Genomic DNA, 26,917 nt, shown 5'->3' with positions numbered 1-26,917 from the left:
GGAACTCGCTTCCTGGTACTGGAAACCGGGGTGAACGCAGGGCCTATTCTATGACAGAATAGGCCAGGATGTCGCAATTTGCATGGGCTGATCGTCCTTGGGAAAGCGATCCGCCCGCCGCCCGGGCTTCAGGAGAATACCATGTGCCGCAACATCAAGACGTTGTTCAATTTCGAACCGCCAGCGACGCCGGCCGAAATCCATGCCTCTGCACTGCAGTTCGTGCGCAAGCTTTCCGGGTTCAATTCACCGTCCCAGGCTAATGCCGAAGCGTTCAACCGTGCCGTTTCCGAGGTCTCCGATTCCGCCCGGCGTTTGCTGGCGTCGCTTCAGACCAATGCGCCGGCGCGAGATCGCGAGGTCGAGGCCGAGAAGGCGCGGGAGCGGTCGCGGGCGAGATTCGGATGACGCGCGTCTTTGCGGTGTCTGCCAGGTCGATCCCGGCTTGCTGATAGTCTTGCCGGACTGATGCTGGCATCGCGACGCAACGCAACGGCGCGATGATATCCAGGCTCCGAAATTTTCTCCGCGCTCAACGTGACGTATCTCACAGTACGGCTCGGCGCTGGCGTGCATGATGGCATCTCGTCGCAGCCATCGGAGAAGCGCCATGAACCGGACAACCCAGCTCAAACTGTGCTCGCTCGCCTTCGCGGTAATGTGGACCGGCTGGATGCTGTGGGCGAACGAACCGGTCGATCGCGCCAACATCGTCATGCTGGTCGTCTGCGGCGCTCTCGCGGGCTCGGCGTGGTACTACGCCATGCGCTGGTTACTTCAATTGATCCGCCTGTTGCCGCCGCACGATGGTCCCGTTAAGCCGGCACAATGGCGCCGCGCCCATCGCTGTTAGGTTCGTGGCGGGAGGTCTTTTTGGGCACTGGCTTTTCATGCCATTCCGGGCAGTATGATCATCGATAAATTCGGCTACAAGGAATGTCCGCGCGATTAAGCCGGGACCGGAGAGGCTGTTGATGGTCTGGTATGCCTACGTCGGCTGGTTTTTCGCCGGCGCGTTTCTCGTCAACGCCATTCCGCACGTCGTGCAGGGCGTTTGCGGCAACCGGTTTCAGACGCCGTTCGCGTCGCCGCGCGGCATCGGCGAATCCTCCGCCGTGCTGAACGTGATCTGGGGGTTCATCAATCTCGCCATCGGCGGCGTGCTGCTGCAAAGCTTCCTTCCCGAGCGATGGCCGCCGCCGTGGACGCTGTGTGTCGCGGCGCTGACTGGCGCGCTGGCAATGGCATTGTACCTCGCCAATTATTTCGGCAAGGTCCGCAACGCCGCGCCGCATCCGTAAGCGCGTCTACTTCTTGTCCTTGCGCCGGTGCTTCTTCTTTTTCTTGCGATCGCCGTCGTCATCTTCCGGATCCCCGGAGGGGTCGTCGACAGGCTCGGCCTCCGTCAGCGCCTCGCGTACGGCGGCTTCGCGTTCGGCGGCCTCAAGCTCGCGCATGTGCCGGTGATCTTCCCAGGCATCGAACACCAGGTGCAGCCACGGCATGATCTGTTCGATCGACGGTAATTGGCCGGGCGGACCGGCCTCGCCGCGCGGACCGGCCGGGCCTTGCGACCCGGGCTTGCCCTGCGGGCCGGCGTCGCCTCGTGCGCCTTGCGGGCCGGGTTTTCCTTGCGGGCCGGGCTTGCCTTGTGGGCCGGGCGCGCCCTGCGAACCGGCCTTGCCCTGCGGCCCCGGTTTGCCGCGCGCGCCATCAGGGCCGCGTTTTCCAGGATGACCCTGGGGTCCCGGACGTCCCGGTTCGCCCGCACGGTCGCGCGGGCCTTGCGGTCCCGCTCGTCCCTGCCGGGGTGATGTGTCGTCGGCCAATGGCATGCTCCGCGAATTGAAGCCGTTTTTAGCAGACGTTGGATGACGGCTTCAATTGCGCGGCAGGTGCTTTTGCACGGGATCAACAGTCCACGTCCCATTTCACCGGCAGATTGAGCCGCCCGCGAAACGCCCAGCCGCCGATCCGCACTGGCTCGCCGGGGTCGAGCCGCAAGCCCTTCAGCCGCGCGAAGATGCCGGGCAGGGCGACGTCCGCGACCATGGCGCGGGAGGCAAAGGCGCCGGCGCAGTAATGCGGGCCGGCGCCGAAGGCGATGCTCTTGGCGGTATCGCGCGTGATGTCGAAACGGTCGGGATCGCCAAAGCAGGCTTCGTCGCGATTGGCCGAGCCGAACATGAAGAACACGCGATCCTCAGGTTCGAAATCGACGCCGCCATAGGACCAGGGCTTGGCGACCCGGCGCGGTGACATCCCGATCGGCGCGATCCAGCGCGCATATTCCTCGAACACGTCGAGCCATGTCGCGCCGCCCTCGCGCGCCAGCGCGAGCTGGTCCGGATGCGTCAGCAGTGCCCAGACCGTGCCGGAAATGGCGTCGCGCGGTTCGTTCTGCCCGCCCGAAATCGCGAGCTTGATGTTGGCGCGAATGCTTTGCATCGGCTGGCCCGCGGCCAGGAGCACGCTGAGGATCGAGGTGTTCGGGTGCTTCGTCACCACCGGAATCATGTCGTCGATCGCCGCATCGATTCCGGCGGTGGCGGCATGGCAGCGCGCCTCGACCTGGCTGTCGCCGGTGTAATTGGCGATGCCGTCGATCATCGCCTGCGACCAGGCGTCCATGTCCTCAAAGCGCATGTTGGTCAGCCCGGTGACGTCCTTGAGGCATTCGGCCGACAGCGGCAGCGCGAACGCCTTGCAGAGATCGCCGCTTCCGGCCGGCGCCAGTTCGTCGAGGATACGGTCGGCGTGGGCTTTGAACTGCCGGATCCAGGTATCGCGCACGGTGCGCGGCGACACTGCGGGAAACATCGCCGCCCGTTCCGACATATGCGCGTCGCCGTCCTTGCGCATCATGTTGTGGCCCATCAGCACATTCATCAGGCCCGCCGGCTGATGCGAGGAGAACACGTCGATGCGCTTCTCCTGGCTGAAGATATCGTCGCGCCGCGTGAAGACGGTGGAACCGAGCTGCGGCACGAAGGCGATCGGCGCCTGTTTCCGCATCCTGGCCAGATCCGGATAGGGATCGGCCCAGAACTTCTGGACGTCGATCTCGTAATGCGGCGCGTTAGACATGCGGCTGCCCCTGGGGATTCGCCCCATCCGGGACTTCCCGCCCGGCTGGCGCCAGCCTAATCACAATGCGCGGGCACGTCGATTCCGTCGGCCGAATACAGCCTGATCTTGTTGCGCAGGGTGCGCACCGAAAACCCGAGCACGCGCGCGGCGCGCGTCCGGTTTCCGTCGCAACGCGCCAGCGTTTGCAGCACGAGCTCGCGCTCAATCTCTTCGACGGTAGAGCCGATCAGCAATGGGACGACTTCATTGAGGGCCAACGAAGGCGCCGGAGTTTCCGGCGCGACCAGCGTGGACGCATGTGACATGAACACCTCCCGATCAACGCCCGCTTCTGCGCTGAAGCGGAAACATCGGAACCAACTACCCCAAGCAAGTGCGACCGTGGGCGGAGTCGGTTAACAAGTTCTTAACGCAGGGCTGAGGGGCCCATAAGGCCCGAGGAATACCCAGAATTCGCCACGATTGCCGCTCGCCACGCAACCTCAGATCGTCCGGTAGCCGCCATCCACCATCACGATCGTGCCGCTGACATAGGCGGAGAGATCCGAGGCGAGGAAGATCGCGGGACCGACGATGTCCTCCGGCTTGCCGGGGCGGCCGAGCGGGGTGTGGTCCATGAAGACCTGCACAAGCGCCGGATTGCTGGCGCGCATCTTCTCGTTCAGCGGCGTTTCGATGAAACCCGGGCCGATCGCATTGACGCGCACGCCATCCTTGCCGAGTTCGGCGGCGAGCGCCTTGGTGAAGCCGAGCACGCCGTGCTTCGAGGCGGTATAGGCCGGGGAACTGGGCGTGCGCAGATGCACGAACGACTGGATCGAGCCGATATTGACGATGCGTCCCTTGGCGGCGCGCAACGGCTCGAGAAACGCATGCGTGACATTGAAGACGCCGGTCAGGTTGATGGCGATGATGTCTTCCCAGTCGTTGATCACGGCCTCGGCCGCGCCGAGCATGCCGTTGCGGCGGGCGATGCCGGCATTGTTGACCAGAATCGAGACTTTTCCGACCTTGTCGGCGACCTGCCTGGCCATCGCGACGCAGTCGTCGCGTTTGGTGACATCGAGGGCGAAGCTCTCGGCCTTGCCGCCGGCGTCGCGGATCTCGCTGACCACGTCGGCCGCCGCCTTGTCGTTCATGTCGAGCAGCACGACCCGCGCGCCCTCGCCGGCATAACCTTTCGCGATCGCGCGCCCGATGCCGGAGCCCGCGCCGGTGACGACCGCGATGTGGTTTTGGAGAAGGGGCATGGGGGTTTCCTCTGTTTTGGTTCTCAGACGATTCCAGACAAGCTAATTCAAACCTGAGGAATCTGAAACGCCAAGCCATGCCGGCGCGTTGCTATCATCCATTTTCGGTAATGCCATTTTTGGTGATGCCAATTTCGGTGATGCCATGGATCAGCAGCTCAAGGCATGGAAATCGGCCATCGAGCGGTTCTGGTCGGCCGCGACGCTCGACTATCGCGAAGTGGCGCGACTGGCCGCCGAGATCGCGGCAGTCAGCGCGGACGAGACGCTGCGGCAGGCGGCCGCGCAGGCGCTGCCGAGCCTGCGCAATGCGTCGCTCACCTCGGCGGATCACCGCGCCAGGGAAGTCGCGCGGCGGCGACTCAGCCTCGTCAGGGATGTCCTGCATACGCTGACCGCGCCGCGGTTCGGCAAGCGCGGCTTGGCGCCAAAAACGCTGACGCCGGAAGAGCATTACCGCCAGATGCTCGGATTGCCGTTCGGTGTCCGGCTGGCGGCAACCGAGATCCATCAAGCCTACAAGCGCGCGGCCAAGACCATGCATCCGGATGGCGGCGGCAACGAGCGGGAGTTTCGCGAGCTGTCCGCGGCGCGGGATGCGCTGATGAAGCCGCGTCAGGACCCCTAGCGCCTCGCGCCGCTTGCGCTAGCTGACCGCCTCGTGAATCGCGCGGCAGTGCCGCACGATGTTGCCGTGCGCGGTCACGAATTGCTTGAGCGGGGTATCGATGTCGTAAAAATAGATGTTGGCGATGAAGCCGTAGATGCCGGCGTCGATGCTGGTCGGCGTTTCGCCATGGACATAGCCCTGCGGCGGAATCAGCGCAGCAATCGCGCCGAGATCGGCGAGCCCGCGCGCCATCGCGGCATCGGGATCGTAACGGCCGATGCCCTGGTAGTAATAGCGCTGGGCATTGAAGGCCTGCGCCTTGGTGAGGCCTTCTTCGGTGAGGCCGGGATGTTCGCGCAGCAGCGCATCGCGGAACGCGTGCCAGTAGCGCTCGTCCTTCCAGCGCGAATAGGACATCACCCAATAGAGGTCGTCGAGCATGCGCGTGATCAGGAGGTTGGTGGTTCGCTGCGCGGTCGTGAGTGCGGCATCGATCGGCGGCCGGTATTTTGCGGTCACGTAGCCGAGGATGGTCTCGCTGTCGCCGACTGTATCGTCGCCGTCGACGATGTAGGGCAGCTGGCCGCGCGGCGCCTTCGACGCGTCGAAGATGTGCTCGTGCCGGAACGGCACGCCGGCGAGCCGCAGGAAGGCGAATACCTTCAGGCCGTAGCCGTTATTGTCGGCGACGCCGAACAGCGTGGGGTAGGAGTAGAGTGTGAGCATTTGGGACGGTCCATCGGGTGAGGAGAGCGGCCTGTCCGCCGTAGCTCGAAGAGCGAAGGCGGTGCCCACCATCGCACAACCGGACCATAAAAAAAGGCCGATGAGACTGATCTCATCGGCCCCGATCCCGAGCTTGATCTAAAGCCGTGATCGAAGTCTTCGCGGGGAGACTACGCGCTTACTGTTGCCGCATCTTCTGATAAGCGCCCGTGGCGTAGCTTCGTACGTGGGGATCCTTGTCCTGTTCGGACATGGTCTTCATCCGCGCGGCAAGCGCCGGTTCGTCGATAGCCGCGGCCGATTTCATTGCCCTGATCCGAACGCCGGCCTCCGAGTCATTCAGCAATTGTGTGGTGACGCTCACCGCATGCTGGGTCGGAAGCTTGGCGGCGGCGGCGGCCGCCGCCACCCGCACGACGTCGTGACGGCTGCGCGCCGCCATCGCCACGATGTCGTGCGCATTGCCCTCCGAGATCAGGCCGGCCAGATAGGCGGCCTTCGAGGCGATCCGCGGTTCGTCCTCGGCGACCAGCGCCTGCAGCTGCGGCAAGGCGCCCGGGCCGAGCGCCAGCGCCAGTTCCGGATAATCCAGCTCGTCCTTGTCGATCTCTTTGCGGACTTCATCCAATGTGGCCATTGACGCCTCCTATGAGGTCAGCGGGCTTGCGATCATGGTGTTGATCTCGGACTGGATCAGATCGGGCGGCGGGTTGGTGATGTTCCAGGTGCCGTTCCCCGTCATCAGCCGATCGTTATCGTTGACGTGGACGAGGCCGAGCACATGGCCGCATTCGTGACCCATGGTCCAGGGCGAGGCCACTGAGGTGATTACCGCGGCCGGCCGTCCGTCCGGGTGGGCGGCGCACCCGTTCAGCGGCGGCACCGTGGAGCGGACGAAGTAGACGCAGATGTCGTTGGCGCCGGCATTGTTGCGGTGGCCGAACAGATCGTTTTGCTCTGCCGTGGTCGAGCCCACCACGCAGGTGCCGACGTCGAGGTCGTTGAGCAGCGGCAGGTTCAGCGTTTCCTCGCTGGCGATCACGACGTCGATGCCGACGCCGGCATAGACGTCGCGCATCGACTGCATCATCTGCGCGCGCGAGATCGTGGTGGGTTCGCTCAGCACCTTGACGTGAACGCGAACCGCCTCGGACTGGTCCCACCAGGTCGAGTAGATGCGGCCGTCGGTGCCGGTGACGAACAGATCGAGATGGTCGGGATTGCGCGCGATCGGGGTGATCGGCGACGTCAGCGCCGCAGCACCGCCCGAGACGTTGAACCAGTTGGCCCAGCCGCTGCTCTGGTCCCACCAGGTCGAATAGATGCGGCTGTCGGTGCCGGTGACGAACAGATCGAGATGATTGGGATTGCGGGCGATCGCGGTGATCTCCGAACCGAGCGCTGCGGCGCCGCCGGAGACGTTGAACCAGTTCACCCAGCCGACGCTCTGGTCCCACCAGGTGGAGTAGATGCGGCCATCGGTGCCGGTGACGAACAGATCGAGATGGTTCGGATTGCGGGCGACCGCCGTGATCGGCGAGCGCAGCGCCGCGGCGCCGCCGGAGACGTTGAACCAGTTGGCCCAGCCGCTCGCCGCATCCCACCAGGTCGAGTAGATGCGGCCGTCGGTACCGGTGACGAACAGATCGAGGTGATTGGGATTGCGCGCAATTGCCGTGATCGGCGAGCCCAGCGCCGCCGCGCCGCCTGAAACGTTGAACCAGTTGGCCCAGCCGCTGCTGGCATCCCACCAGGTGGAGTAGATCCGGCCATCGGTGCCGGTGACGAACAGGTCGAGATGATTCGGGTTGCGCGCCACCGCGGTGATCTTCGAACCCAGTGCGGCGGCGCCGCCGGACACGTTGAACCAGTTGGCCCAGCCGCTGCTCGCATCCCACCAGGTGGAGTAGATGCGGCCGTCGGTGCCGGTGACGAACAGGTCGAGGTGATTGGGATTGCGCGCCACCACGGTGATCGGCGAGCCCAGTGCGGCGGCGCCGCCGGAGACGTTGAACCAGTTGGCCCAGCCGCTCGCCGCATCCCACCAGGTGGAGTAGATGCGGCCGTCGGTGCCGGTGACGAACAGGTCGAGATGGTTGGGATTGCGCGCGATCGCCGAAACCGGCGATCTCAATGCCGCTGCGCCGCCGGATACGTTGAACCATGAATGCCAGCTCATGCACGCCTCCCATTGTCAGAGCAAATGATCGGAGGGGGATGCTAGCACAACACAATCTCAAAGCGAGTGAACTGGCTCACGGCGCGCGACGCCCCGGCTTGTCACGTCAACAAGGTTGTCGTATCGCGGATCTTATCGAGAGATACGTGCAATTATCCGATCATTCGCGATATCCGACGCTCAATTACAGGTAGATTGCGTGTAAATCGCGCCTGAGATGGAAAATTGCCGGGCAACGGCGGGGTTTTTGTCCCGCATTTTCGTCGAGCGCGCCGGGCCGCAACGCGCGGATGCAAATGTGGCGAACGAGGGTGCGCTGATTTGTCTCGCCGTGCGGTTTGCCGTTCGTCCTACAGCTGATGGCCGCCACCAACTATTTTGACGAATATGAAATCGGCCCATCCGTGCAAGACTTCGCCGACAAATACCATGATCGCGATAAATACAATAATTCGCATCCTTTGATGATGCCGTTCTGTCGCCCGCCGAATCCGTGTGTTCTCTATTAGCGATCGATCCGAAGAGGCAAACTGCCCCCGTTGGGCGGCAGCTTCGTCCCCCTTGTTGAACGCTTCGAAACGAACTTCGCGCTGTACCTGAAGAATGATCATCAGGGCGCCGATCGCGGAAAGGCTTGCCCCCATCCTGTTGGCCAGATGTGGGTCGTCGTAGTAATAGCTCAAACCGAAAGACAGGATCACGTATAAAACGAGCAGAAAAATAAGTGATACCGTGGAGATCTTTGTCATCTCACGACTCTCTATTCTTTAATCCCAATAAGATTCCTCAATTTTGGACGGGTATATGAATTTCATTCCCGGAGCTCGCTTTAGATGCCAGGTGCCGCTGAAGAGCGGATGGACGCAATATCTCAGGTGATTGGCAAACCTGATCTTGTTGTGCGAGTTGAAGTGAAACAATCCATATTCGTAGTATTGCGTGTTGCGATTTGACTCGTCCGGATCGATAAATCCCAAAACCCCTATTTCATAGAGTGTTCTCCACGGATCGTCGGTTTCCATGGAAACGCTCTTGCGCATTCTTTTTCCAACCGAATGCAGTTCGCTAAGGGTGCATATCGTCGGCAATTCCGAGAGAACGTGTTCGCAGGCGATGATAAGCTCCTTATAGACCGGCATATAAGGTCTGAGAATTTGCCGTGCCAACGCCGACTCGCTTTCGTCGACGGCCTTTACGATTGCCGACGACGTTATGGTTCGCCAACTTGCGGTTTCCTGGTGAGAAATGCTGATGGCCCGGCTGAACAACAGGATCAGTTCTCGGGGCAATAATTGCGAATGACGGACCAGATACGCAACGGAATCTTCCTTTTGACCATACTTGTTCGTGACGTATTTCGGCATCACGGCGCCATAAAAGGTCATCAAGTTGTCGCGGTGAGAAAAATTCAGTTTTGAAATGTCCGCAATGAAGTTCTGATCCTCGGCCAGATGAATCTTCAGAAATTCGCGAAACCGCTCCGCCACTATTTTCAGGAGGTCGACCGGCTTCCAATGAAGTCGCGAATAGCTCGTAGCCGGAGACAGATCTCGGGTTTCGTTGGCTACATGTGTAAATAAATGCGGTTCGACCTCTTCGGGCACGCAGCAATAGATTTTAACCCGATCGTATGAGTCGCTGAAGTTGGTGATGCATCGGAGCAGCCCGGCAAGGATACGGGAGAAGCGCGGAGACGTTATTGGATACAGATCGAGAGAGTCTATGATGACAAAGCAGCGTCGTTTGGTGGCGCTGAGATATTTCAGTACGCTGTCTCGGGTCAGTTCAAACGCCTTCTGCAACGTCTCGCTCGTTATGGATTCGCGAGGGTCTATGATGTCGCGGCCTTCAATGAATTTAAATACCAGTGGAAGCTTCGATCGGTAGTCTATCGGGTTCGATTCTGAAGACGCGTCCCGAAAGATCTGGTTGAATATTGCTTGCCACAGATGACGCGCCCAGAAACGAGCTGCCGTTTCCGGCAATAGATCATCCCACATCGGCTGCGAACCGAGGGAGTGGTAGCAATCGATTCCGACGAGGTTCACGATCTCGTCGAGGTGATCCCAGGATTGAATGAATACATAGATGTCGTGATTATCGTTGATAGCGTCATCACGGCCATAGAAATAATGTTTGCGGCCGGAACCGGCGAGCATGGCCGCGACGATCGCTGTTTTGCCGGATCCCCTCCGGCCGAGAATTATTGGATGCAGATCGTGCAGCGCCAGGTCGAAGGGTTCGGCCTGGTAAATGAGCAGATTAACCGGGTCTTCATCTTGCTGATCATAAGCGCGTCGACGCAAAATGCGTTCGTGACGGATTGGCCCAAGCGGTTCGTCTGGGGTGAGGAAATCTCGAAGCGGCACGATTGTTCTCCGCTGCAACCCGAGAGGGCAATTAGACTAAACCCGCTGTAGGGCGACCGCAAGTCTCTCGATCGCTGTTGGACCATCCAAGGTTGAAACCGATCCCCCGCGCTGATCACCAAAGGCCTGGCGGAATCGCTGGCGCCGTGATGGTGCGTAGCACGACCCACGACACCCGATTGCTCTCCTGCTCTGCATCCAGATCCACGCCGCTTGCCACCCCCTTGAAAGCGGCGCTTGTGCACGATCGCGTTCACATGCGGCCGAACCGCCCGGCAGCTTTGCTGATCCGGCCTGCGGAGCGGGCAAAGCGCGCGTAGCGGGACCGTGGGCCGGGCAATCCGCAGTCCGCGCTGCGGAATCAACGGGGCGCGCTTCGCATCGGCCCATTGGCTCATTCCGGCCGTGCTTGCTAGACTCGGTCAAGCGCGATTCGACCTGCCTCGCAACGCATGCTCGCAACAATCCCCGGGAGACCTGAACCATGAAGATGTCATCCGCCATTCGTGCCGCGCTGGTCGCGCTGACGGCGTTCGCCGGCCTGTCCTCCGCCGCCGACGCCGACGACGGCTTCGTGTCGCTGACGATCTACAAGGCCGGATGGATCATCGGCGGCTCCGGCGGCGGCGGCGTGCTGAATTTTCGCGGCCGGAGCTATGGGCTGTCCGCCGGCGGCCTGGACTACGGCCTGGTGTTCGGCGGTTCCAGGACGGTGCTGCGCGGCCGGGTCAGCAACATCGTCAGGCCGTCGGATGTCGCCGGCGTCTATGGCGCGGCGGGCGCGGGGCTCGCGGTCGGCCGCGGCGCGCGCGCGATCGTGCTGACCAACCAGAAGGGCGCGGTGCTGGAACTGACCGGCCAGCAGGTCGGCCTGATGGCCAATGCGGATCTGAGCGGGCTGGCGATTACGATGAAGTAGTACGGGTGGGCGGTCTCTCCACGTCATTGCGAGCGAAGCGAAGCAATCCATCTATCCGCTGGCTGAAGCATGGATTGCTTCCGCCTTCGCTCGTTGAGCTTCGGCGGACCCGGTCGTCGCTTGCGCTCCTCGCAATGACGGGGGGAGGACTTCCGATTCACATGTCAAACAGCAATGCGGATACGCGTCCGCATTCTCGCGGCGCGATCCGCCCGAGCTTTGCGTCACGTTCCACCCTCGTAAAGCGCAGAGGGCGCAGGGAAGACCGGGTGCGCGCTGCACCCGCGGTCTCGTGTGCAAACATGCACAAAAGAAAACGCACACGAGCATACAGGTTCAGCGGAAACACTCCGGCCTTCCCCGCGCAATGGTTTTACGGCTTATAACGTGCTCTCCCCGGTGACCGGCTTTCTTGCCACCGTCATCCCCGAGAAGCTCCCTTCCCGGAAACTTGGCGCCAGCATCGGGGCGCCAGAACCACACGCCTTCGCCGTCCGCATCGGCCACGCTCGTCAGTCGTGGCCTTCGCGTCCACCGCATCTCACCGCAACGTTCGTGACGATCGCGACCCGCCCCTCATTCGGATGAGACGCGCGGAGTCAAACCACTGATTTGCCCGACGCGAAAAGCGAAATATTTTTCGCTGGAGGGCTGGACAGGTTTTTGCTGATTTGCCCGTCGGGCAGTTTTTTCATACCTCGCGCCTCAATAGAGGCCGTCATTCCGGGGCGATGCGAAGCATCGAGCCCGGAATCCATTTCGACGCCCGCGCATGACGCCCGATGGATTCCATGATGTGCAATCGCACATCATAGCTCGCGCCAAGAGGCGCGCCCCGGAATGACGGAGGATGAGGACCGTAGGGTGGGTTAGCGAAGCGTAACCCACCGTCCCTTAGGCTTGTTCGAACCAATTGCGCATCGCGCGATCCTGAATAGGATAGCGTGAGGCAGACTAACGGCATGAGGTTCGCGATGCCCCTCAACACCGACAAGATCGACGACACAGCGCTGGCGCTGCTCTATCTGACCTTGCACGACGACTGCAGGGCCTGGGAAAGGATTTGACTGGGGGGTGCTCGGCCGTCTGCACGACAAGGGCATGATCCACGATCCCGTGGGCAAAGTGAAGTCGGTGGTTTTCACGCCAGAGGGGCTGGAACGGGCGAAGGAATTGTTCGAGACGATGTTCGAGAAGTGAGCAGTCGGGCCGGTTGGTACAGGGTGGGTAGAGCCAACGGGTCGCGCGAATGCGCGCCCGATGATAAACTCCGCGAAACCCACCGTTTTTCCACTCGCACTCAACTCGTCATGCGCGGGCTTGACCCGCGCTTCCATCAAACACGAAGATGCGCTTCGCGCGATGGATTGCCGGGCATGGGCGAGCGGAAGCGACGCCGTCCTTCGGGCGGCTATGCCCGGCAACGACGGCTTTCCTACGCCTTCAGCGACGCCACGCCCTCGATCTCGATCAGCATCTTCGGATCGGGCAGCGCCTGCACCACGCAGGTGGTGCGGGCGGGATAGGGTGCGGGGCCGAACGCGCCGGCATACAGCGCATTCATCGCCGCGACGTCGGAGGCGCGCGTCAGCAGCACGTTGACCTTGACCAGATCATGGACGGTCGCGCCAGCCTCGCCGAGCACGCGCTTGATGTTGGTGACGACGTTGGCGAACTGGGCTTCGAAGCTGTCGGGCAGGGCGCGGTTTTCGTCAAAGCCGGGGATGCCGGAGATGAACAGGAGGTCGCCGGTGCGGGCGGCGAAGGAGAGGGGCGGGGCTTTGACGCCGGGTGGCGGGGGGAAGTGTTGGATGGGCATGAATATCTCCAACTATCTTTCTCTTGTTAGTCGGGTACCTTCTCGCCCCCTGATGATTGCGGACGAAGGCAGCACAGTTTTCCGGATGCCGTTCCGATTAGGATCATTCTCTTCCAAATCGCGGGAGTTGAGCAGATGCCTGCTACAATCTTCTGACTCGGATATGGACCGGCTTTGAACTCGGAAGGGTTCTTCGGCCAAGATTCTGGCTCGTCTACGCTCGTAGGGCTTTCCGAGGATTCAAACACTTCGACCGAATAGGACGAAAGCAGCTTTCTAGTCTTGAGATCCAGAACGGACAGAACGCCGTTTATGCGCGCCACATACAGCAGCTCATCCTGAACTATCGGTGACGACCAATTCTGAAAATAGCTATCGTCAAGCCTCTGTCGCCACATCCATTTGCCATTATCGAGCGAAAATGCATGGACCGCGTCATTGTACGAAAATGTCGAAAGAAGCAAATTATTCCAAACAGCCGGCACGATGCGCGAGTTACCGAACTCTGGCACTTCACTTCTGGAAGCGGTCTGTACACGGCCTGCATCCCAAAGCTTCTCACCCGTTTTCAATGAGAAGCAAACGATCGGAGGACGGCGATCATAAGTATTTCGGGCATAAGACACTACGGCGCGATCAGCTTTAACAACAATGCTCGAAATGCCCCGGACTTCCAGCATAAAGTCGAACTGTCCGGAGGCCTTATGTGGCTTTACTTCAAACATTGTTCGGGAGTTGATCTGGTCATCAATCAACTCCGCCAATGTTATGACTCCTGCTTGGGAGGCCACCAGAAATGACGCAGAAGCAACCCTTGTCGGATTTGCTCGAACTCCATAAGGCAATCTCCCTAGCACCGAAAACCTTTTGGCTCTTGTATCGTATTGGATGACCTCACCCGCGTGGGAAACTAGGATTCCAATCTTTCCGCTTGGTCGTTCGAGCTCGATTGCTCGAGTATAGACGGGCTCCTCCGCTTGGAATTTGCTAAAGATGAGGCCGGAACCTACATCTATTGCAAACACCTTGCCGCTATCGGTTCCAACAAGAAGTACATTGTCGACAATGGAAATCTCGTTTGCATCAGAATATGTCTCGGTGAACCAGATAATCCGTCCAGAATTCAAGTCGATGCAATAGACGCCGTCCTTAGGATCATCGACGTTCCAGAGTGCTCCAGACGAACTTAGAAAGGCGACGTCTTCCCGTACGATAATGTTGTTGCGAGAGTGCATACGACCAACATCGATCGACCAAAGAAGTACATTATCTCGCTTCAATTCTGAAAGCGGTTGTCCGATCATGGACGATGCCCTTTGATAATGGCCGTGAGTCGGTCGGCGAACGCTGCAATTTCACTCGGCTTCACTTCTTCCCACTGCAGGTCCTGCAGGTCGATTTGTCCCACGCGTAATGATGGCACCTCGCACTTTTCCGATACGATCGGAAGCACGAAGACTTCATTGTCGGGCATTTCATTCATTAGTTGCAGTGCCGTTCGAAATTCCACTTGGACATATCCGCGTTTGCGAACGGAGCGTGGCGATAGCAGGAGGGCCACATAGTCCGCATCTCGGATTTTCTGGTTCAACACGGAACTCCAGCGTTGGCCGATTTGCAGTCCCCTTCCGTCATAAGGTGTCGGCGGCTTGTCCATCCAAGGATCAAGCTCCGCGACCTCAAGCGCAAGATAAAGCTCGCACGCGTAGGCGTGATCTTCCTTCGCATACGAGATAAATATCATGCGTCGGCTTCAAACAGTTCGTTTTCACAACACCCGATTACTCTCCTTCACCTTCTCCGCATCCAGATACACCTGACCGCCCATCTCCTTGAACTTCTGCGACATCGCCGCCATGCCATCCTCGATGGTGCCAGACACCGTCATCCCCACACTCGCCGGATCGTTCAGCGTCGCCGCATAATCCCGCACATCCTGCGTGATCTTCATCGAGCAGAACTTTGGGCCGCACATCGAGCAGAAATGCGCGACCTTGTGGGCTTCCTTCGGCAGCGTCTCGTCGTGATAGAGGCGTGCGGTTTCGGGGTCGAGGCCGAGGTTGAACTGGTCTTCCCAGCGGAAGTCGAAGCGGGCGCGGGACAGGGCGTCGTCGCGCAGTTGGGCAGCCGGGTGGCCCTTGCCGAGATCGGAGGCGTGGGCGGCGATCTTGTAGGTGATGACGCCGACCTTGACGTCGTCGCGGTTGGGCAGGCCGAGATGCTCCTTCGGCGTCACGTAGCAGAGCATCGCGCAGCCGAACCAGCCGATCATGGCGGCACCGATGCCTGACGTGATGTGATCGTAGCCTGGCGCGATGTCGGTGGTCAGCGGCCCCAGCGTGTAGAACGGCGCCTCGCCGCACTCCTTGAGCTGCTTGTCCATGTTGATCTTGATCTTGTGCAGCGGCACATGGCCGGGGCCTTCGATCATGACCTGGCAGCCCTTCTTCCAGGCAATTTGGGTGAGCTCGCCGAGCGTCTCCAGTTCGGCGAATTGCGCGCGGTCGTTGGCGTCGGCGATCGATCCGGGACGCAGGCCGTCGCCGAGCGAGAACGACACGTCGTATTTGCGCATCAGGTCGCAGATTTCCTCGAAGTTTGTGTAGAGGAAGCTTTCCTTGTGATGCGCCAGGCACCATTTTGCCATGATCGAGCCGCCGCGCGACACGATGCCGGTGACGCGGTTGGCGGTGAGGTGGATGTAGGGCAGGCGCACGCCGGCGTGGATGGTGAAGTAATCGACGCCCTGTTCGCACTGCTCGATCAGCGTATCCTTGTAGAGCTCCCAGGTCAGTTTCACCGGATCGCCGTCGCACTTCTCCAGCGCCTGATAGATCGGCACGGTGCCGATCGGGATCGGCGCGTTGCGCAAAATCCATTCGCGCGTGGTGTGGATGTTGCGGCCGGTGGAGAGGTCCATCACGGTGTCGGCGCCCCAGCGGATCGCCCACACCATCTTGTCGACTTCTTCCTCGACCGACGAGGTCACCGCGGAGTTGCCGATATTGGCGTTGATCTTGGTGAGGAAATTGCGGCCGATGATCATCGGCTCGAGTTCGCCGTGGTTGATGTTGCAGGGAATGATGGCGCGGCCGCGCGCGATCTCGCTGCGTACGAATTCCGGGGTGACGAAGGCCGGCACCGAGGCGCCAAAGCTTTCGCCGTCGGCCAATGCGGCCTCGGCGCGTTCGAGCTGCACCTTGCGGCCGAGGTTCTCGCGGGTGGCGACGTAGATCATCTCCTTGGTGATGATGCCGGCGCGGGCGAATTCGAGCTGCGTGATCATGTGGTCGCCGGTGCCGCGCAGCGGCTTGTGGTGGGCGGTGAACGCCTTTGCCGCATGCGAGGCGCCGACATTGCCGTTGTCTTCCGGCTTGATGTCGCGGCCTTCATACTCCTCGACGCCGCCGCGCTCCTTCACCCATTCGATGCGCGCGCGGGCGAGGCCGGCATTGACGTCGATGGTCACGGCCGGATCGGTATAGGGACCGGAGGTGTCGTAGACGGGCAGGTTGGGCTCGCCGGCACCTTCGCTCAGGATGATCTCGCGCAGCGGCACCCGCACATCGGGCGCTTCATCGGGCGTGACCCAGATTTTTCGCGAGGCCGGCAGCGGGCCGGTGGTGACGGCGGGAAGCGTGGTGTCGGGGTTGGAGCGGATGTTCATACTGTATCCTCCTTTATATTGTTGTCATTCCGGACGGTCCGCGGCGCGGACCGATCCGGAATCTTGACGTTATTGCGCGAGATTCCGGGTTCGCGCTGCGCGCGACCCGGAATGACGCTGGTGGAAATTTTCCGTCATTGCGAGCCAACGGGTCGGCGCGAAGCGCCGCCCGATGACAGGCTCCGCGAAGCAATCCATAGTTCGGCTGGTTGTGAGATGGATTGCTTCGTCGCTTGCGCTCCTCGCAATGACGGCTGTGATAGTTTCGGAAATTCGTCACGCGGCCTCCGCGTTCTGGTCGAGCCAGGCGCGCACGCGCGCATCGGGGTCGGCGTTCTGGGTGACGTCGCTGACGACGGCGATCGAGTCGGCGCCGACGGCGAAAATGTCGGCGGCCTGTTCGAGCTTGATGCCGCCGATCGCGACCAGCGGGATGTTGCCGATGCGCTTCTTCCACTCGGTGAGTTTCGGAATACCCTGCGGCGCAAAGCGCATCGATTTCAGCGTGGTCGGGAAAATCGGCCCGAGCGCGATGTAATCGGGATTGGCGCGCAAGGCCGTCGCCAGTTCCTCGTCGTCATGGGTGGAGATGCCGAGCGTCAGCCCGGCTTTTCGGATCTCGCCGAGGTCGGCGCCGACCAGGTCTTCCTGGCCGAGATGCAGATGCTGCGCGCCGGCCACGATCGCCGCGCGCCAGTAATCATTGACGACCAGTTTGGTCGGCGTGCCCCTGGTCACGTCGAGCGCATCGCTGACGATCTGCAGCGCTTGACCGTCATCAAGTTCCTTGGCGCGCAACTGAATGGTGCCGACGCCAAGCTTGGTCAGGCGCTCGACCCACGCCACGCTGTCGACGACGGGGTAGAAGCGATCAGGATACGCGCGGCGATCTGGATACGCGTGGCGATCAGGATACGGCATGCCAGAAGGGTGTCCCGATGACAGGGGTTGAAGGGGAGGCGAAATCGCGGGCTTCCATCAGCCCGGCCTCGTATGCGGTGCGGCCGGCCTCGACGCCCAAGCGAAACGCGTTGGCCATCGCGATGGGGTCGGCGGCTTTTGCGATTGCCGTGTTGAGCAGCACGGCGTCGTAGCCGAGTTCCAGCGCGCGGGCCGCATGCGACGGCGCGCCCAGGCCGGCATCGACCACCAGCGTCACATCGGGCAGGCGGTCGCGCATCAGTTTCAGCGCATCGGGGTTGATGACCCCCTTGGCGCTGCCGATCGGCGCCGCCCACGGCATCACAACCTTGCAGCCGGCATCGACCAGCCGCATCGCGACGGAAAGGTCCTCGGTGCAATAGGGAAACACCTCAAAACCGTCCTTGATCAGGACGGCAGCCGCCTCGACCAGGCCGACCACGTCGGGCTGCAGCGTGTCGTTGTCGGCGATCACCTCGAGCTTGATCCAGGAGGTGCCGAACAATTCGCGCGCCAGCTTTGCGGTGGTCACCGCCTCGCGCACGCTGCGGCAGCCGGCGGTGTTCGGCAGCACCGTGACATCGAGCTCGCGGATCAGCGACCAGAACGCGTCGCCGGTCTTGCCCCCGGCGGCTTCCCGCCGCAGCGACACCGTGACGATGTTGGCGCCGGAGGCGCGAATGGCGCCTTGCATGATCGCGGGCGACGGATACAGCGCGCTGCCGATCAGGAGGCGGGAGGCGAAGGTTTTGCCGTAGAAGTTCAGCATGGTTTCAGTATCCTTGCGTGTCGCAAGCCGAGGCCGTCATCCCACCCATAGCTTGTCATCCCCGCGAAAGCGGGGATCCAGTATCCCAGAGACCTTTCGATTGAACCGAGAAGCCGCGGCGTACTGGGTCGCCCGGTCAAGCCGGGCGATGACAGTTGAATTTGTTCGACGCTCATCCCCATCACCCTCCCTGCCTTGGCGTGATGATCTCGATCTCGTCGCCGGCCTTCAACGCCGTCTCCGCCCAGCGGCTCTTCGGCAGCACGTCGTAATTCACGGCGATCGCGAAATGCGTGCCTTCGTATTCGAGCTCGGAGAGCAGCGCGTCGACCCGCGACGCGTTGATCTCCCGCGCCTCGCCATTGACGATCACGCGCATTGCATCACCTCATTGTCGATCACGCCGCGCTTGACATAGCCGAGCGTCAGTTCCGCCAGCGCCGGCGCCAGCAAAAACCCGTGGCGATAGAGGCCATTGACCGCGATCCTGTCGTGGTCGATCGCAATCCGCGGCAGATGGTCGGGAAACGCCGGCCGCAAGCCGGAGCCGAATTCGACGATCCGCGCCTCGGCAAACGCCGGATGCACCGCATAGGCCGCACCCAGCAACTCCAGCGCCGAGCGGACGCTGACGCCGGAATCTTCGGCCTCGATCGAGGTCGCGCCCAGCATGAAGCGGCCGTCGCCGCGCGGGATCACATAGAGCGGCCAGCGCGGATGGATCAGCCGGATTGGACGCGACAGCTCGACCTCGGAGGTCTCGACGATGATCATCTCGCCCTTGACGCCGCGCAATTCGGGCTGGGTGTCGCGCGCGGCGAGTCCGCGGCAATCGATCACGATGCCGTCGAGGTCTTTGGCATCCGCGTCGCTGTTGAATTCGATCCGGCCACCGGCGGCCGCGATGCGTGCGTGCAATTCCGGCAACACCCGGCGCGGCTCGACATGGCCTTCACCGGCATAAAACAGCCCGTCGCGAAAGCGGCCTTCCAGCGACGGTTCGAGTTCGCCGAGAGCGCGTGCGTCGAGCCGCTTGTGACCGGTGGTGAGCTTGGCAAAGCGCTCGAAATCGGCGCGCTCGCGCGCATGCGCCACCACCAGCGAGCCGTTGAAGGGGGTCTGCGGAAACTGCTCGCGCCAGAGGGCGAGCGAGCGGACGCCGAGCCGCGTGATCAGGGGTTCCGAGGTTTCGGCCTCGCACCAGGGCGCCAGCATGCCGCCGGCCCAGTGGCTGGTGGATTCCGTCATGGCCGCGTCACTGCGCTCGTGCAAGGTTACGGCATGGCCGGCCTGCGCGAACAGCAGGGCTTGCCAAGCGCCGGCAATGCCTGCGCCGATGATGGATACGGGGGAATCCCCCCCCGGCTTCGAACTCTGGTACATCCCTGTCCCTTCGCCGGCATGACCCGGATCAGGTTCAAAGGGTCACCGCGGTCTCAAGGCCAAACCGGCCCAAAGCTTGCGGTATCTCAGCTCCTCATCGGAGCTCCCCTCGGAACGGGGCTAATGTAGGCCGATCGGCGGGGGTGTCAACGGACACTGTCTCGTCATGCCCGGGCATAGCCGCCCGAAGGACGGCGTGCCCCGCCTATGCCCGGTTATTGGGTTGGAACCTGCTGAGCGTTGGCGTCGACGGGGCTATTCCGCGGTGCACCCGCGAGCACCGGTTCGGATTGTCGTGCGCGTTCGTGCCGCTGGCGCTTTGCGGCGCAGTAATAGCCGCTCGCATAATAATGCATGGCGCGGTTATGGTCGCTACCGGCGGCGTGATAGGCGCCGGCAAGATACTTGATGCCGTAGATGAGATTGGTCTCGGGATCGCGCAGGCCTTCAGCCGTGCCCGTGTAGCCAAGGCTGCGGGCGGTCGCGAGCTTGATCTGCATCAGCCCGATGGTGCCGCCGCGGCCGACCAGCGCCGGCTGGTATCTGCTCTCGCGCACGATCACGCGATGCACCAAAGCTTCCGGCACGCCGTTCGCCTGGGCATGGGTCGCGACCAGCGTTTCATATTGCGCACGTTGCTGCGCCTGCGCATCCGCGCCGCACGATAGCGCGGCGATGGCGGCGAGCCAGACGGAAGCCAGCATTCGTTTCATCTGAAATGGTCTCGAACCCTGGGATTTTCCGAGTTCCGCTTTCACACCCCAATTGTTGCGGCCGGCGGGCGGTGATGTGGCGAAATTCCGGCATCGAAGTTGAAATGAATCGTTAAATTCTTAACGACTGTTTGCCGCACGCATCGCAGCGACGGATTATCGTGCAAATGATTCAAGAGAGGTCTAGGATTTGGCGCGACAGGCAGCAGACCTGTCTCATCCAAAAAAAATTGCTACCTGGGAGATGCGCCATGGCCCGTTCCGATTTGCCTCGTGGAAATCCCTGCGCTCAATGCGGCAAGCCGATTGCGAAGCCGGACTGGATCGAAAGCGCGCCGGGCCGCACGTCCTATCTCTGGACCTGCCGCGCCTGCGATTATCGCTTCGAGGCCATCGCGATCTACGACGAATCCCAATCCGAACATGAGCCACTCGCGGCCTGACGCGCTTTAAGTCTTCAAGAAGCTGGTCTTCAAGAAGTCTTTACGCCGCCGACTTCTGCGTCTGCTGCTGCACGGGCAATTGAATCCGCGCCACCAGTCCGTGCGGCTGCCGGTCGTGCAGTGACAGCGTTCCGCCGTGCGCGAGCACAATGGCGTTGGCGATGGAAAGGCCGAGGCCGAAGCCCGTTGTCTCATCCATGTTGCGGGCGTCGTCGCCGCGCACGAACGGCTCCAGCATGTTGATCTTCTGCGCATCGGAAATGCCGGGACCATCGTCGTCGACATCGATGGTCACTTGGTCCGCCGATACGCTGAGGCGGATCACGGCTTCCGCGCCGAACCTCACTGCATTCTCCACCAGATTGGTGACGCTGCGATGCAGGTCGTCCGGCCGCACGGTCGCCATCGCATGGCCGGGGCCGACATAGGCGACCTTGCGTCCCATGTCGGCGAATTGATCGGTGATGAGCTGCAGCGTGCTCGCGATATCGACCAGCGTCATCGATTCCAGCCGGCGGTCGTTGCGCAGGAACGACAGCACCGATTCCAGCATCGAGCGCATCTGGTCGAGATCGCCGAGCATGCGGCTGCGATGGGTTTCGTCCTCGATGAATTCGGTGCGCAGCCGCATCCGCGTGATCGGCGTGCGCAGATCGTGGCTGATGGCGGCGAGCATTTTGGTGCGATCTTCGATCAGGCCGGTGATGCGCTCCCGCATCCGGTTCAGCGCCTTCGCCACCGAGCGGATTTCCTCGGGGCCGCGTTCCGGCAGCGGCGCCGCGGCGCCGTTGAGGCTGAAATCTTCGGCGGCTTTTGCGAATGACGACAGCGGCGCGGTCAGGGCGCGCGCCGCCCACAGGCCCAGCAGCGTGACGCTGATGACGGCAAACAGCAGCGTCATCATCCACGGCCCGGCCCAGAACGGCGGCCGCGGCCGCTGGTCCGGCATCAGGTTCGCGGCAATCATCGCGCCGTCCGGCAACGCGATGCCGATCCGGCTGGTGTAGACGTCGGGCGCCAGCGCGAAAATGCGATAGCCGTTGCCGAGGCGGCGATGCAGGCCGCGCAGGCCGGGGGCTCCGGGTTCGTCGGCTGCCGGCGCAGCATCCTGGCTAAGTTGTTCGATGCCGAGTTGCGGAAATGCGCGCGCAATATCCGCCGACAGCCGCGGCCGTTCCGAAACCGGTGCCGCGCCGAGCAAATGGGCTGCCGCGGCGAGCTGGGCGTGGCCGCGATCAAAGGACGAGTCCGGCTGGTCCGGCCGGTGGATCAGGAAGCTCGTGGTGATGATCAGATGCAGTGCCACGATCGAGGCGACCACCAGCGCTGCGATCTGTCCGCTGATGCGTTTCAGATTCAAAAAGCCTGTCAGCTTCATGATCAGTTGCTGGCGGCCGTGACCGCCTCGACTCTTATGGGTTCAACTCTTGGGGTGAACATATAGCCGCCCGAACGCACCGTCTTGATCATGGTGGGTTCTAGCGGCTCGGCTTCGATCTTGCGCCGGATGCGGCTGACCAGCACGTCGATGCTGCGCTCGAACGAGCCGGCGTTGCGGCCCTGGGTGAGGTCGAGCAGGCTGTCGCGCGACAGCACGCGCCCGGGCCGCTCGCAGAAGGTTCGCAGCAGGTCGAATTCGGCGCTGGTCATGGCCACCCGCGCGCCGGCGGGATTGCGCAGCTCCCGCAGCCGCAGATCGATCCGCCAACCCAAAAATGCCAGCGCGGTCGCGCCCTCGGTGGCGCTCGCGGTGCGGGCCGCCGCCTGCCGGCGCAGCACCGCGTTGATGCGGGCCAGCAATTCGCGCGGATTGAACGGCTTGGCCAGATAGTCGTCGGCGCCCATCTCGAGGCCGAGAATGCGGTCGACGTCCTCGCCGCGCGCGGTGAGCATGATGATCGGCGTCTGCGACTCGGCGCGCACCTTGCGGCACAGGCTCAAGCCGTCCTCTCCCGGCAGCATGACGTCGAGGATCAAAAGATCGACGCGGTGGTCGGTCATGGCGCGAACCATTTCGCGGCCATCGCTTGCCGTCGTCACGTTGCAGGCGTTGGTGCGCAGATATTTCGCGATCAGTGTCCGCGTCTCGCGGTCGTCCTCGACGACTAGGATATTGGGCGCTGCCTGGGCCATACCGACCTTTTGTCCGTGATTCGGGGCATTCGTCGAAGGATTTTTGTTTCGCAATGTTTCCAGCGCGATCCTTGCAACAGGTCGTAACAGGCCAAGTGGGCGGCGAGAAGGCCTCGTTAAGATTATTAACCCCACCGTCAGCGCGTCTTGCACGAACTCTCTGCGAACTCCCCAAGAACCTTGGAGCTATCATGACCTCGATCTCGGCGGCCTCCGCCAGCACCTACCAGTCGCCTCTTCAGAAGCTGCAGGCTGAGCTGCAGTCGGAAGTCACTTCGGGCGTCATCAGCTCGTCCGATCAGGACGCGCTGTCGTCGGCGCTGACTGATATCGATACCTCGCTGCAGAGCAGCCGGGCCAGCGACCAGACGAGCGGCACCAGGCCTTCGCCCGGCGATCTCAAATCCAAGATCGACGACCTCATCAATGGCGAAGTCTCCAGCGGCAAGCTGACCAGCGACCAGGCCACCGAATTGCAGGGCGTGTTCAAGGCCGCGTTCGCCAACGGCCCCGGCGGAACGGACGGTGCCGGTGGTGCGGATGGCGCAGGCGGCGCTCATGGCACCCACGGCCATCATGGCGGCCACGGCGGCCCGCCGCCGGCTGATGATTCGTCTTCGACCGACAGCAGCAGCTCGTCGAGCACCACTTCCGCCGACGACATCCTGAAGCAGTTTCTGCAGTCGCTGCAGGACTCGCTCTCGGCCTCGTCATCGAGCACTTACAGCGCAACCGGCACATCGAGCGCGTCGAGCAATACCAGCTCGTCCTTTTCCGCGCTCCTGATCGACTACCAGACCTGACATCTTGCCGACGCGCCGACGCGCGTCGCAGCCATCCTTTCCGGAAGGGGAAGGATGGCTGTCGCATATTTCGCAGTGCGGGAACCGGTTGCCGATTGCGACGTTGAGCCCTTTATTGATCTGTGGAGGGTCCGATGGCATCTGACGTCATGACCAAGCCGCATCAGTTGATCGCGAGCGATCGCGTCGAGGGCACTTCGGTGCGACGGCCGAACGGCGATATGATCGGCCACATCGAACGGCTGATGATCGACAAGGTCTCCGGCAAGGTTTCTTACGCAATCCTGAGCTTCGGCGGGTTTCTCGGCATGGGAACCAATCTGCTTCCGTTGCCCTGGGGCCGGCTGCGCTACAATGTCAGGGTCGAAGCCTATGAACTCGACATCGATGATGACGAGTTGAAGCGCGCGCCGTCGTTCCGCGCCGACAAGGATTTCGACTGGGGCGATCGTTCGCAGGAAGCGGAACTGCATCGCTATTACGGCATACCGCCGTATTGGGCCGGTTTCTGAGCGCGTGTTCCCTTGGAACCGTTGTCGAGGTGACGGGTTTTCTCAGTATCATTTTTCGAACTGAGGAGAACCGATATGTTAGCCAAATATACCATCGCCGGCCTGGCCGGTTCTGCGTTGCTGGCAAGTGTCGCGTTCGCGCAGACGCCGACCGCGACCACCGACCGCAGCAACATGGCGCCGGCCGCCGCATCCGATACCTCGTCGTCGTTCCAGGGCAACTGGCGCGCGTCGAAGGTGGTCGGGCTCAGCGTCTACAACGACAAGAATGAAAGCGTCGGCTCGATCAACGACCTCCTGACCGACAAGAGCGGTAACATCAAGGCCGTGGTGATCGGCGTCGGCGGCTTCCTCGGTGTCGGCGAACATCTGGTTGCGGTATCGTTCGACAAGGTCAAGTTCGTCAACGAGCCGATCGTCTACACCGGCGCAGCCAACCTGCCGAATGCGGGCGGCGCCAGGCCGTCCTCGACCACGACCACGGGAGCGGCGACCACCAATACCGCGCCCAGCGCGGCCAACACGGCGAAGCCAAATCCCTGGTATCCCGATCATGCCGTGTACAACGCGACCAAGGATGAGTTGAAGGCAATGCCCGAGTTCAAATATTCGACGGAGTAAGTCCGCGAAGTTGCGAGAACTTGAATGACTCATGGAAACGCGCCCGGGCGACCGGGCGCGTTTTTTGTTCGGTATCTCTCGACATCGTCATGGCCGGCCACGGCCGTGCTTCGGACGGCTATGGCCGGCCATGACGCGATCAATTTGCGGTCATCCGAATGCTGCACCGCATCCTATCAGCGCCGATGTCCCGATGTTAGGCTCTGCTCGCGGCAGGAGCACCTGCGTCCTGCCTGACAACAACGGGAGGACGACATGGCGGATAGCGTCTACAAGGTCATTGAGCTGATCGGTACCAGCAAGGATTCCTGGGAAAAGGCGGCCGCGGTGGCCGTCAACCGGGCCGGAAAATCCTTGCGCGATCTTCGTGTCGCCGAGGTGGTCCAGCTCGATCTGCAATTGGACGCCAAGGGCAAGATCGAAGCCTATCGCGCCAAGTTGAAAGTCTCGTTCAAGTTCGAGGGTTCGTAGACGCTTGCTAGGCTTAGCCGGGCCTACCCTGCGATCCGAGCACCAACGCGCCCGGTTTTGCCGGGCGCGTTTTCTTAGTTTCGTCATTGCGAGGAGCCACCGGGTCCCGCCTCCGGCGGGCCCGATGATAAACTCCGCGACGACCGCGTCCGCCGAAGCTCAAGGAGCGAAGGCGGAAGCAATCCATTCTTCCTTTGTGGTGCGATGGATTGCTTCGCTCCGCTCGCAATGACGTTTTTAATGCGTCACGAGCGGGCAGCCGCCCTTGTCGAGCGGGCGGAATGCCTCGTCGCCGGGCACGGTGGCGATCAGCTTGTAGAGATCCCATTCGCCCTTCGATTCCGACGGCTTCTTCACCTCGAACAGATACATGTCGTGGACCATGCGGCCGTCGATGCGGATCTTGCCGTTCTTGGCGAAGAAGTCGTTGATCGGGGAAGCGCGCATCTGCGCCATCACTTTCGGCGCTTCATCCGATCCGATCGCCTCGATCGCCTTCAGATAATGCATGGTCGCCGAATAAAGCCCGGCCTGGATCATGGTCGGCATGTGGCCGACCTTCTCGTTGAAGCGCTTCGAGAACGCGCGGGTCTCGTCGTTCATGTCCCAGTAGAACGCGTCGGTGACGATCAGGCCCTCGGTCGCCTTGGCGCCGAGCGCATGGGTGTCGGTGATCTCCATCAGCAGCGCGATCATCTTCTGGCCGCCCTGGGTGATGCCGAATTCCGAGGCCTGCTTCAGCGCATTGGTGGTGTCGCCGCCGGCATTGGCGAGCCCGATCACCTTGGCCTTGGAGGCCTGCGCCTGCAGCAGGAAGGAGGAGAAGTCCGACGAGTTGAGGGGATGGCGCACGTCGCCGAGCACCTTGCCGCCGCTCTCCTTGACGACGTTGGCGGCGTCGCGCTCCAGCGCCATGCCGAAGGCGTAGTCGGCGGTGACGAAGAACCAGGTGTCTTCGCCGCGCTTGACCATCGCCTTGCCGGCGACGTTGGACAGCGCATAGGTGTCGTAGGTCCAGTGCACGGTATTGGGCGAACAGGCGACGCCGGTGATGTCGGAAGAGCCGCCGCCGGAATTGATGTTGATCTTGTTCTTTTCGCGCGTCAGCGCGGAGACCGGCAGCGCGACCGAGGAGGTCGGCACGTCGAAGATCGCGTCCACCTTGTCGTTGTCGTACCAGTTGCGGGCGATGCTGACGCCGACGTCCGGTTTGTTCTGATGGTCGGCGGCGACCACCTCGACCGGCTTGCCTTTCACTTTGCCGCCATAGTCGGCGACCGCCATCTGCACCGCGGCCAGCGAACCCTTGCCGGTCGCATCGGCATAGAGGCTGGACATGTCGGTCAGCACGCCGATCTTGACGACGTCGTCGGAAATTTGCGCGCGCGCTGTGCCGCCGGATACGGCGAGTGCGAGGCCGGCCGCGACCGCGGCTGCGAGTGATTTCATGATTTTTTCTCCCAGGCTTCTTGTTGAGGGCTTCGGTTGAGGGCCTCTTCTATCCGGCTTTGCGAGCGCC

31 protein-coding genes, 1 pseudogene and 1 riboswitch are annotated in these 26,917 nt (G+C 62.0%); of the genes and pseudogenes, 11 read left to right on the top strand and 21 right to left on the bottom strand.

Going from position 1 to position 26,917, the window contains the following annotated elements:
* The first annotated feature begins 141 nt into the window (after positions 1–141).
* From V1289_RS10970 to V1289_RS10960, 3 genes are all read left to right on the top strand, one after another.
* Positions 142–408, top strand: coding sequence for a DUF2277 domain-containing protein (locus V1289_RS10970; RefSeq protein ID WP_074278223.1), 267 nt, complete (start codon positions 142–144; stop codon positions 406–408).
* A gap of 202 nt (positions 409–610) precedes the next feature.
* Complete coding sequence (locus tag V1289_RS10965) at positions 611–853, top strand: hypothetical protein (protein ID WP_334396962.1); 243 nt, start codon at positions 611–613, stop codon at positions 851–853.
* 118 nt (positions 854–971) lie between these two features.
* Positions 972–1,301, top strand: coding sequence for a hypothetical protein (locus V1289_RS10960; protein WP_442895985.1), 330 nt, complete (start codon positions 972–974; stop codon positions 1,299–1,301).
* Positions 1,302–1,307: 6 nt separating this feature from the next.
* Here the strand turns inward: V1289_RS10960 and V1289_RS10955 are convergent, their stop codons facing one another.
* The 4 genes from V1289_RS10955 to V1289_RS10940 all read right to left on the bottom strand — a co-directional run bounded on the left by V1289_RS10955 (position 1,308) and on the right by V1289_RS10940 (position 4,340).
* Positions 1,308–1,835 (bottom strand): collagen-like protein, encoded by a 528-nt coding sequence (locus V1289_RS10955; protein WP_442895984.1) that lies wholly within the window; start codon positions 1,833–1,835, stop codon positions 1,308–1,310.
* A gap of 76 nt (positions 1,836–1,911) precedes the next feature.
* Positions 1,912–3,087 (bottom strand): cytochrome P450, encoded by a 1,176-nt coding sequence (locus V1289_RS10950; RefSeq protein ID WP_334396959.1) that lies wholly within the window; start codon positions 3,085–3,087, stop codon positions 1,912–1,914.
* A 56-nt stretch (positions 3,088–3,143) separates the two neighbouring features.
* Positions 3,144–3,395, bottom strand: coding sequence for a helix-turn-helix domain-containing protein (locus tag V1289_RS10945; protein WP_334396958.1), 252 nt, complete (start codon positions 3,393–3,395; stop codon positions 3,144–3,146).
* Positions 3,396–3,572: 177 nt separating this feature from the next.
* Positions 3,573–4,340 carry an SDR family NAD(P)-dependent oxidoreductase gene (locus tag V1289_RS10940; protein ID WP_334396957.1) on the bottom strand — a complete coding sequence of 256 codons (768 nt, stop codon included), beginning with the start codon at positions 4,338–4,340 and terminating at the stop codon, positions 3,573–3,575.
* A 145-nt stretch (positions 4,341–4,485) separates the two neighbouring features.
* Here V1289_RS10940 and V1289_RS10935 point away from each other — a divergent pair, with 145 nt between their 5' ends.
* Positions 4,486–4,968, top strand: coding sequence for a hypothetical protein (locus V1289_RS10935; RefSeq protein ID WP_334396956.1), 483 nt, complete (start codon positions 4,486–4,488; stop codon positions 4,966–4,968).
* Positions 4,969–4,986: 18 nt separating this feature from the next.
* Here the strand turns inward: V1289_RS10935 and V1289_RS10930 are convergent, their stop codons facing one another.
* The 5 genes from V1289_RS10930 to V1289_RS10910 all read right to left on the bottom strand — a co-directional run bounded on the left by V1289_RS10930 (position 4,987) and on the right by V1289_RS10910 (position 10,224).
* Complete coding sequence (locus tag V1289_RS10930; protein ID WP_334396955.1) at positions 4,987–5,676, bottom strand: glutathione S-transferase C-terminal domain-containing protein; 690 nt, start codon at positions 5,674–5,676, stop codon at positions 4,987–4,989.
* Positions 5,677–5,854: 178 nt separating this feature from the next.
* On the bottom strand, positions 5,855–6,313 hold the full coding sequence (locus V1289_RS10925; RefSeq protein ID WP_334396954.1) for a HEAT repeat domain-containing protein: 459 nt from the start codon (positions 6,311–6,313) through the stop codon (positions 5,855–5,857).
* Positions 6,314–6,322: 9 nt separating this feature from the next.
* A complete protein-coding gene (locus tag V1289_RS10920) occupies positions 6,323–7,855 on the bottom strand; it encodes a hypothetical protein (protein WP_334396953.1) in 1,533 nt (510 codons plus the stop codon).
* Positions 7,856–8,205: 350 nt separating this feature from the next.
* Positions 8,206–8,604, bottom strand: coding sequence for a hypothetical protein (locus tag V1289_RS10915; protein WP_334396952.1), 399 nt, complete (start codon positions 8,602–8,604; stop codon positions 8,206–8,208).
* An 18-nt stretch (positions 8,605–8,622) separates the two neighbouring features.
* Positions 8,623–10,224, bottom strand: a complete 1,602-nt coding sequence (locus V1289_RS10910) for a P-loop ATPase, Sll1717 family (protein ID WP_334396951.1) — start codon at positions 10,222–10,224, stop codon at positions 8,623–8,625.
* 484 nt (positions 10,225–10,708) lie between these two features.
* Here V1289_RS10910 and V1289_RS10905 point away from each other — a divergent pair, with 484 nt between their 5' ends.
* Positions 10,709–11,143, top strand: coding sequence for a hypothetical protein (locus tag V1289_RS10905; RefSeq protein ID WP_334396950.1), 435 nt, complete (start codon positions 10,709–10,711; stop codon positions 11,141–11,143).
* 974 nt (positions 11,144–12,117) lie between these two features.
* A pseudogene (locus tag V1289_RS10900) lies at positions 12,118–12,343 on the top strand (DUF6429 family protein).
* A gap of 235 nt (positions 12,344–12,578) precedes the next feature.
* Here V1289_RS10900 and V1289_RS10895 read toward each other — a convergent pair.
* The 9 genes from V1289_RS10895 to V1289_RS10855 all read right to left on the bottom strand — a co-directional run bounded on the left by V1289_RS10895 (position 12,579) and on the right by V1289_RS10855 (position 20,415).
* Positions 12,579–12,962: a RidA family protein gene (locus V1289_RS10895; protein WP_334396949.1), complete on the bottom strand. Its 384-nt coding sequence runs from the start codon at positions 12,960–12,962 to the stop codon at positions 12,579–12,581.
* 26 nt (positions 12,963–12,988) lie between these two features.
* On the bottom strand, positions 12,989–14,266 hold the full coding sequence (locus V1289_RS10890) for an outer membrane protein assembly factor BamB family protein (RefSeq protein ID WP_334396947.1): 1,278 nt from the start codon (positions 14,264–14,266) through the stop codon (positions 12,989–12,991).
* Entirely contained in the window at positions 14,263–14,706 is a 444-nt protein-coding gene (locus V1289_RS10885) for a toll/interleukin-1 receptor domain-containing protein (protein WP_334396946.1), read from the bottom strand. The genes V1289_RS10890 and V1289_RS10885 overlap by 4 nt, the downstream gene beginning before the upstream one ends.
* Before the next feature lie 24 nt (positions 14,707–14,730).
* The gene (thiC, locus tag V1289_RS10880; RefSeq protein ID WP_334396945.1) at positions 14,731–16,629 is read right to left on the bottom strand and encodes a phosphomethylpyrimidine synthase ThiC; all 1,899 of its coding nucleotides are present in this window, start codon (positions 16,627–16,629) and stop codon (positions 14,731–14,733) included.
* Positions 16,630–16,905: 276 nt separating this feature from the next.
* Positions 16,906–17,550 carry a thiamine phosphate synthase gene (locus V1289_RS10875; protein ID WP_334396944.1) on the bottom strand — a complete coding sequence of 215 codons (645 nt, stop codon included), beginning with the start codon at positions 17,548–17,550 and terminating at the stop codon, positions 16,906–16,908.
* The gene (locus V1289_RS10870) at positions 17,537–18,319 is read right to left on the bottom strand and encodes a thiazole synthase (protein WP_334396942.1); all 783 of its coding nucleotides are present in this window, start codon (positions 18,317–18,319) and stop codon (positions 17,537–17,539) included. Before V1289_RS10870 ends, V1289_RS10875 begins: the two co-directional genes overlap by 14 nt.
* Before the next feature lie 181 nt (positions 18,320–18,500).
* On the bottom strand, positions 18,501–18,698 hold the full coding sequence (gene thiS / locus V1289_RS10865; RefSeq protein WP_074273950.1) for a sulfur carrier protein ThiS: 198 nt from the start codon (positions 18,696–18,698) through the stop codon (positions 18,501–18,503).
* Positions 18,689–19,702, bottom strand: a complete 1,014-nt coding sequence (locus V1289_RS10860; protein WP_334396941.1) for an FAD-dependent oxidoreductase — start codon at positions 19,700–19,702, stop codon at positions 18,689–18,691. Before V1289_RS10860 ends, thiS begins: the two co-directional genes overlap by 10 nt.
* Positions 19,690–19,822: riboswitch (TPP riboswitch) on the bottom strand. Its footprint overlaps the gene before it by 13 nt.
* Before the next feature lie 95 nt (positions 19,823–19,917).
* Positions 19,918–20,415 carry a lytic transglycosylase domain-containing protein gene (locus V1289_RS10855; protein WP_334396940.1) on the bottom strand — a complete coding sequence of 166 codons (498 nt, stop codon included), beginning with the start codon at positions 20,413–20,415 and terminating at the stop codon, positions 19,918–19,920.
* A 251-nt stretch (positions 20,416–20,666) separates the two neighbouring features.
* Here V1289_RS10855 and V1289_RS10850 point away from each other — a divergent pair, with 251 nt between their 5' ends.
* A complete protein-coding gene (locus V1289_RS10850; protein WP_334396939.1) occupies positions 20,667–20,858 on the top strand; it encodes a hypothetical protein in 192 nt (63 codons plus the stop codon).
* 40 nt (positions 20,859–20,898) lie between these two features.
* Here V1289_RS10850 and V1289_RS10845 read toward each other — a convergent pair whose 3' ends face one another.
* Together V1289_RS10845 and V1289_RS10840 are read right to left on the bottom strand one after the other, a co-directional pair.
* A complete protein-coding gene (locus V1289_RS10845; protein ID WP_334396938.1) occupies positions 20,899–22,236 on the bottom strand; it encodes an ATP-binding protein in 1,338 nt (445 codons plus the stop codon).
* A gap of 2 nt (positions 22,237–22,238) precedes the next feature.
* Positions 22,239–22,991, bottom strand: coding sequence for a response regulator (locus V1289_RS10840; protein ID WP_334396937.1), 753 nt, complete (start codon positions 22,989–22,991; stop codon positions 22,239–22,241).
* 191 nt (positions 22,992–23,182) lie between these two features.
* On the opposite strand from V1289_RS10840, the gene V1289_RS10835 reads away from it, so the two are divergent.
* The 4 genes from V1289_RS10835 to V1289_RS10820 all read left to right on the top strand — a co-directional run bounded on the left by V1289_RS10835 (position 23,183) and on the right by V1289_RS10820 (position 25,398).
* Entirely contained in the window at positions 23,183–23,794 is a 612-nt protein-coding gene (locus V1289_RS10835; RefSeq protein ID WP_334396936.1) for a hypothetical protein, read from the top strand.
* 134 nt (positions 23,795–23,928) lie between these two features.
* A complete protein-coding gene (locus V1289_RS10830) occupies positions 23,929–24,306 on the top strand; it encodes a PRC-barrel domain-containing protein (protein ID WP_309178990.1) in 378 nt (125 codons plus the stop codon).
* A gap of 75 nt (positions 24,307–24,381) precedes the next feature.
* Positions 24,382–24,927: a PRC-barrel domain-containing protein gene (locus V1289_RS10825; protein ID WP_334396935.1), complete on the top strand. Its 546-nt coding sequence runs from the start codon at positions 24,382–24,384 to the stop codon at positions 24,925–24,927.
* Between the two features lie 255 nt (positions 24,928–25,182).
* Positions 25,183–25,398, top strand: a complete 216-nt coding sequence (locus tag V1289_RS10820; RefSeq protein ID WP_309178988.1) for a dodecin family protein — start codon at positions 25,183–25,185, stop codon at positions 25,396–25,398.
* Positions 25,399–25,635: 237 nt separating this feature from the next.
* On the opposite strand, the gene V1289_RS10815 is transcribed toward V1289_RS10820, so the two are convergent.
* On the bottom strand, positions 25,636–26,847 hold the full coding sequence (locus tag V1289_RS10815) for an ABC transporter substrate-binding protein (protein WP_334396934.1): 1,212 nt from the start codon (positions 26,845–26,847) through the stop codon (positions 25,636–25,638).
* Positions 26,848–26,917 lie beyond the last annotated feature (70 nt).

This window comes from Bradyrhizobium sp. AZCC 2289 (genome assembly GCF_036924615.1).
In the GTDB taxonomy this organism is placed as follows: domain Bacteria; phylum Pseudomonadota; class Alphaproteobacteria; order Rhizobiales; family Xanthobacteraceae; genus Bradyrhizobium.
The sequence above is the reverse complement of the archived record's forward strand: the minus strand, read 5'-3'. Positions and strand labels throughout refer to the sequence as shown.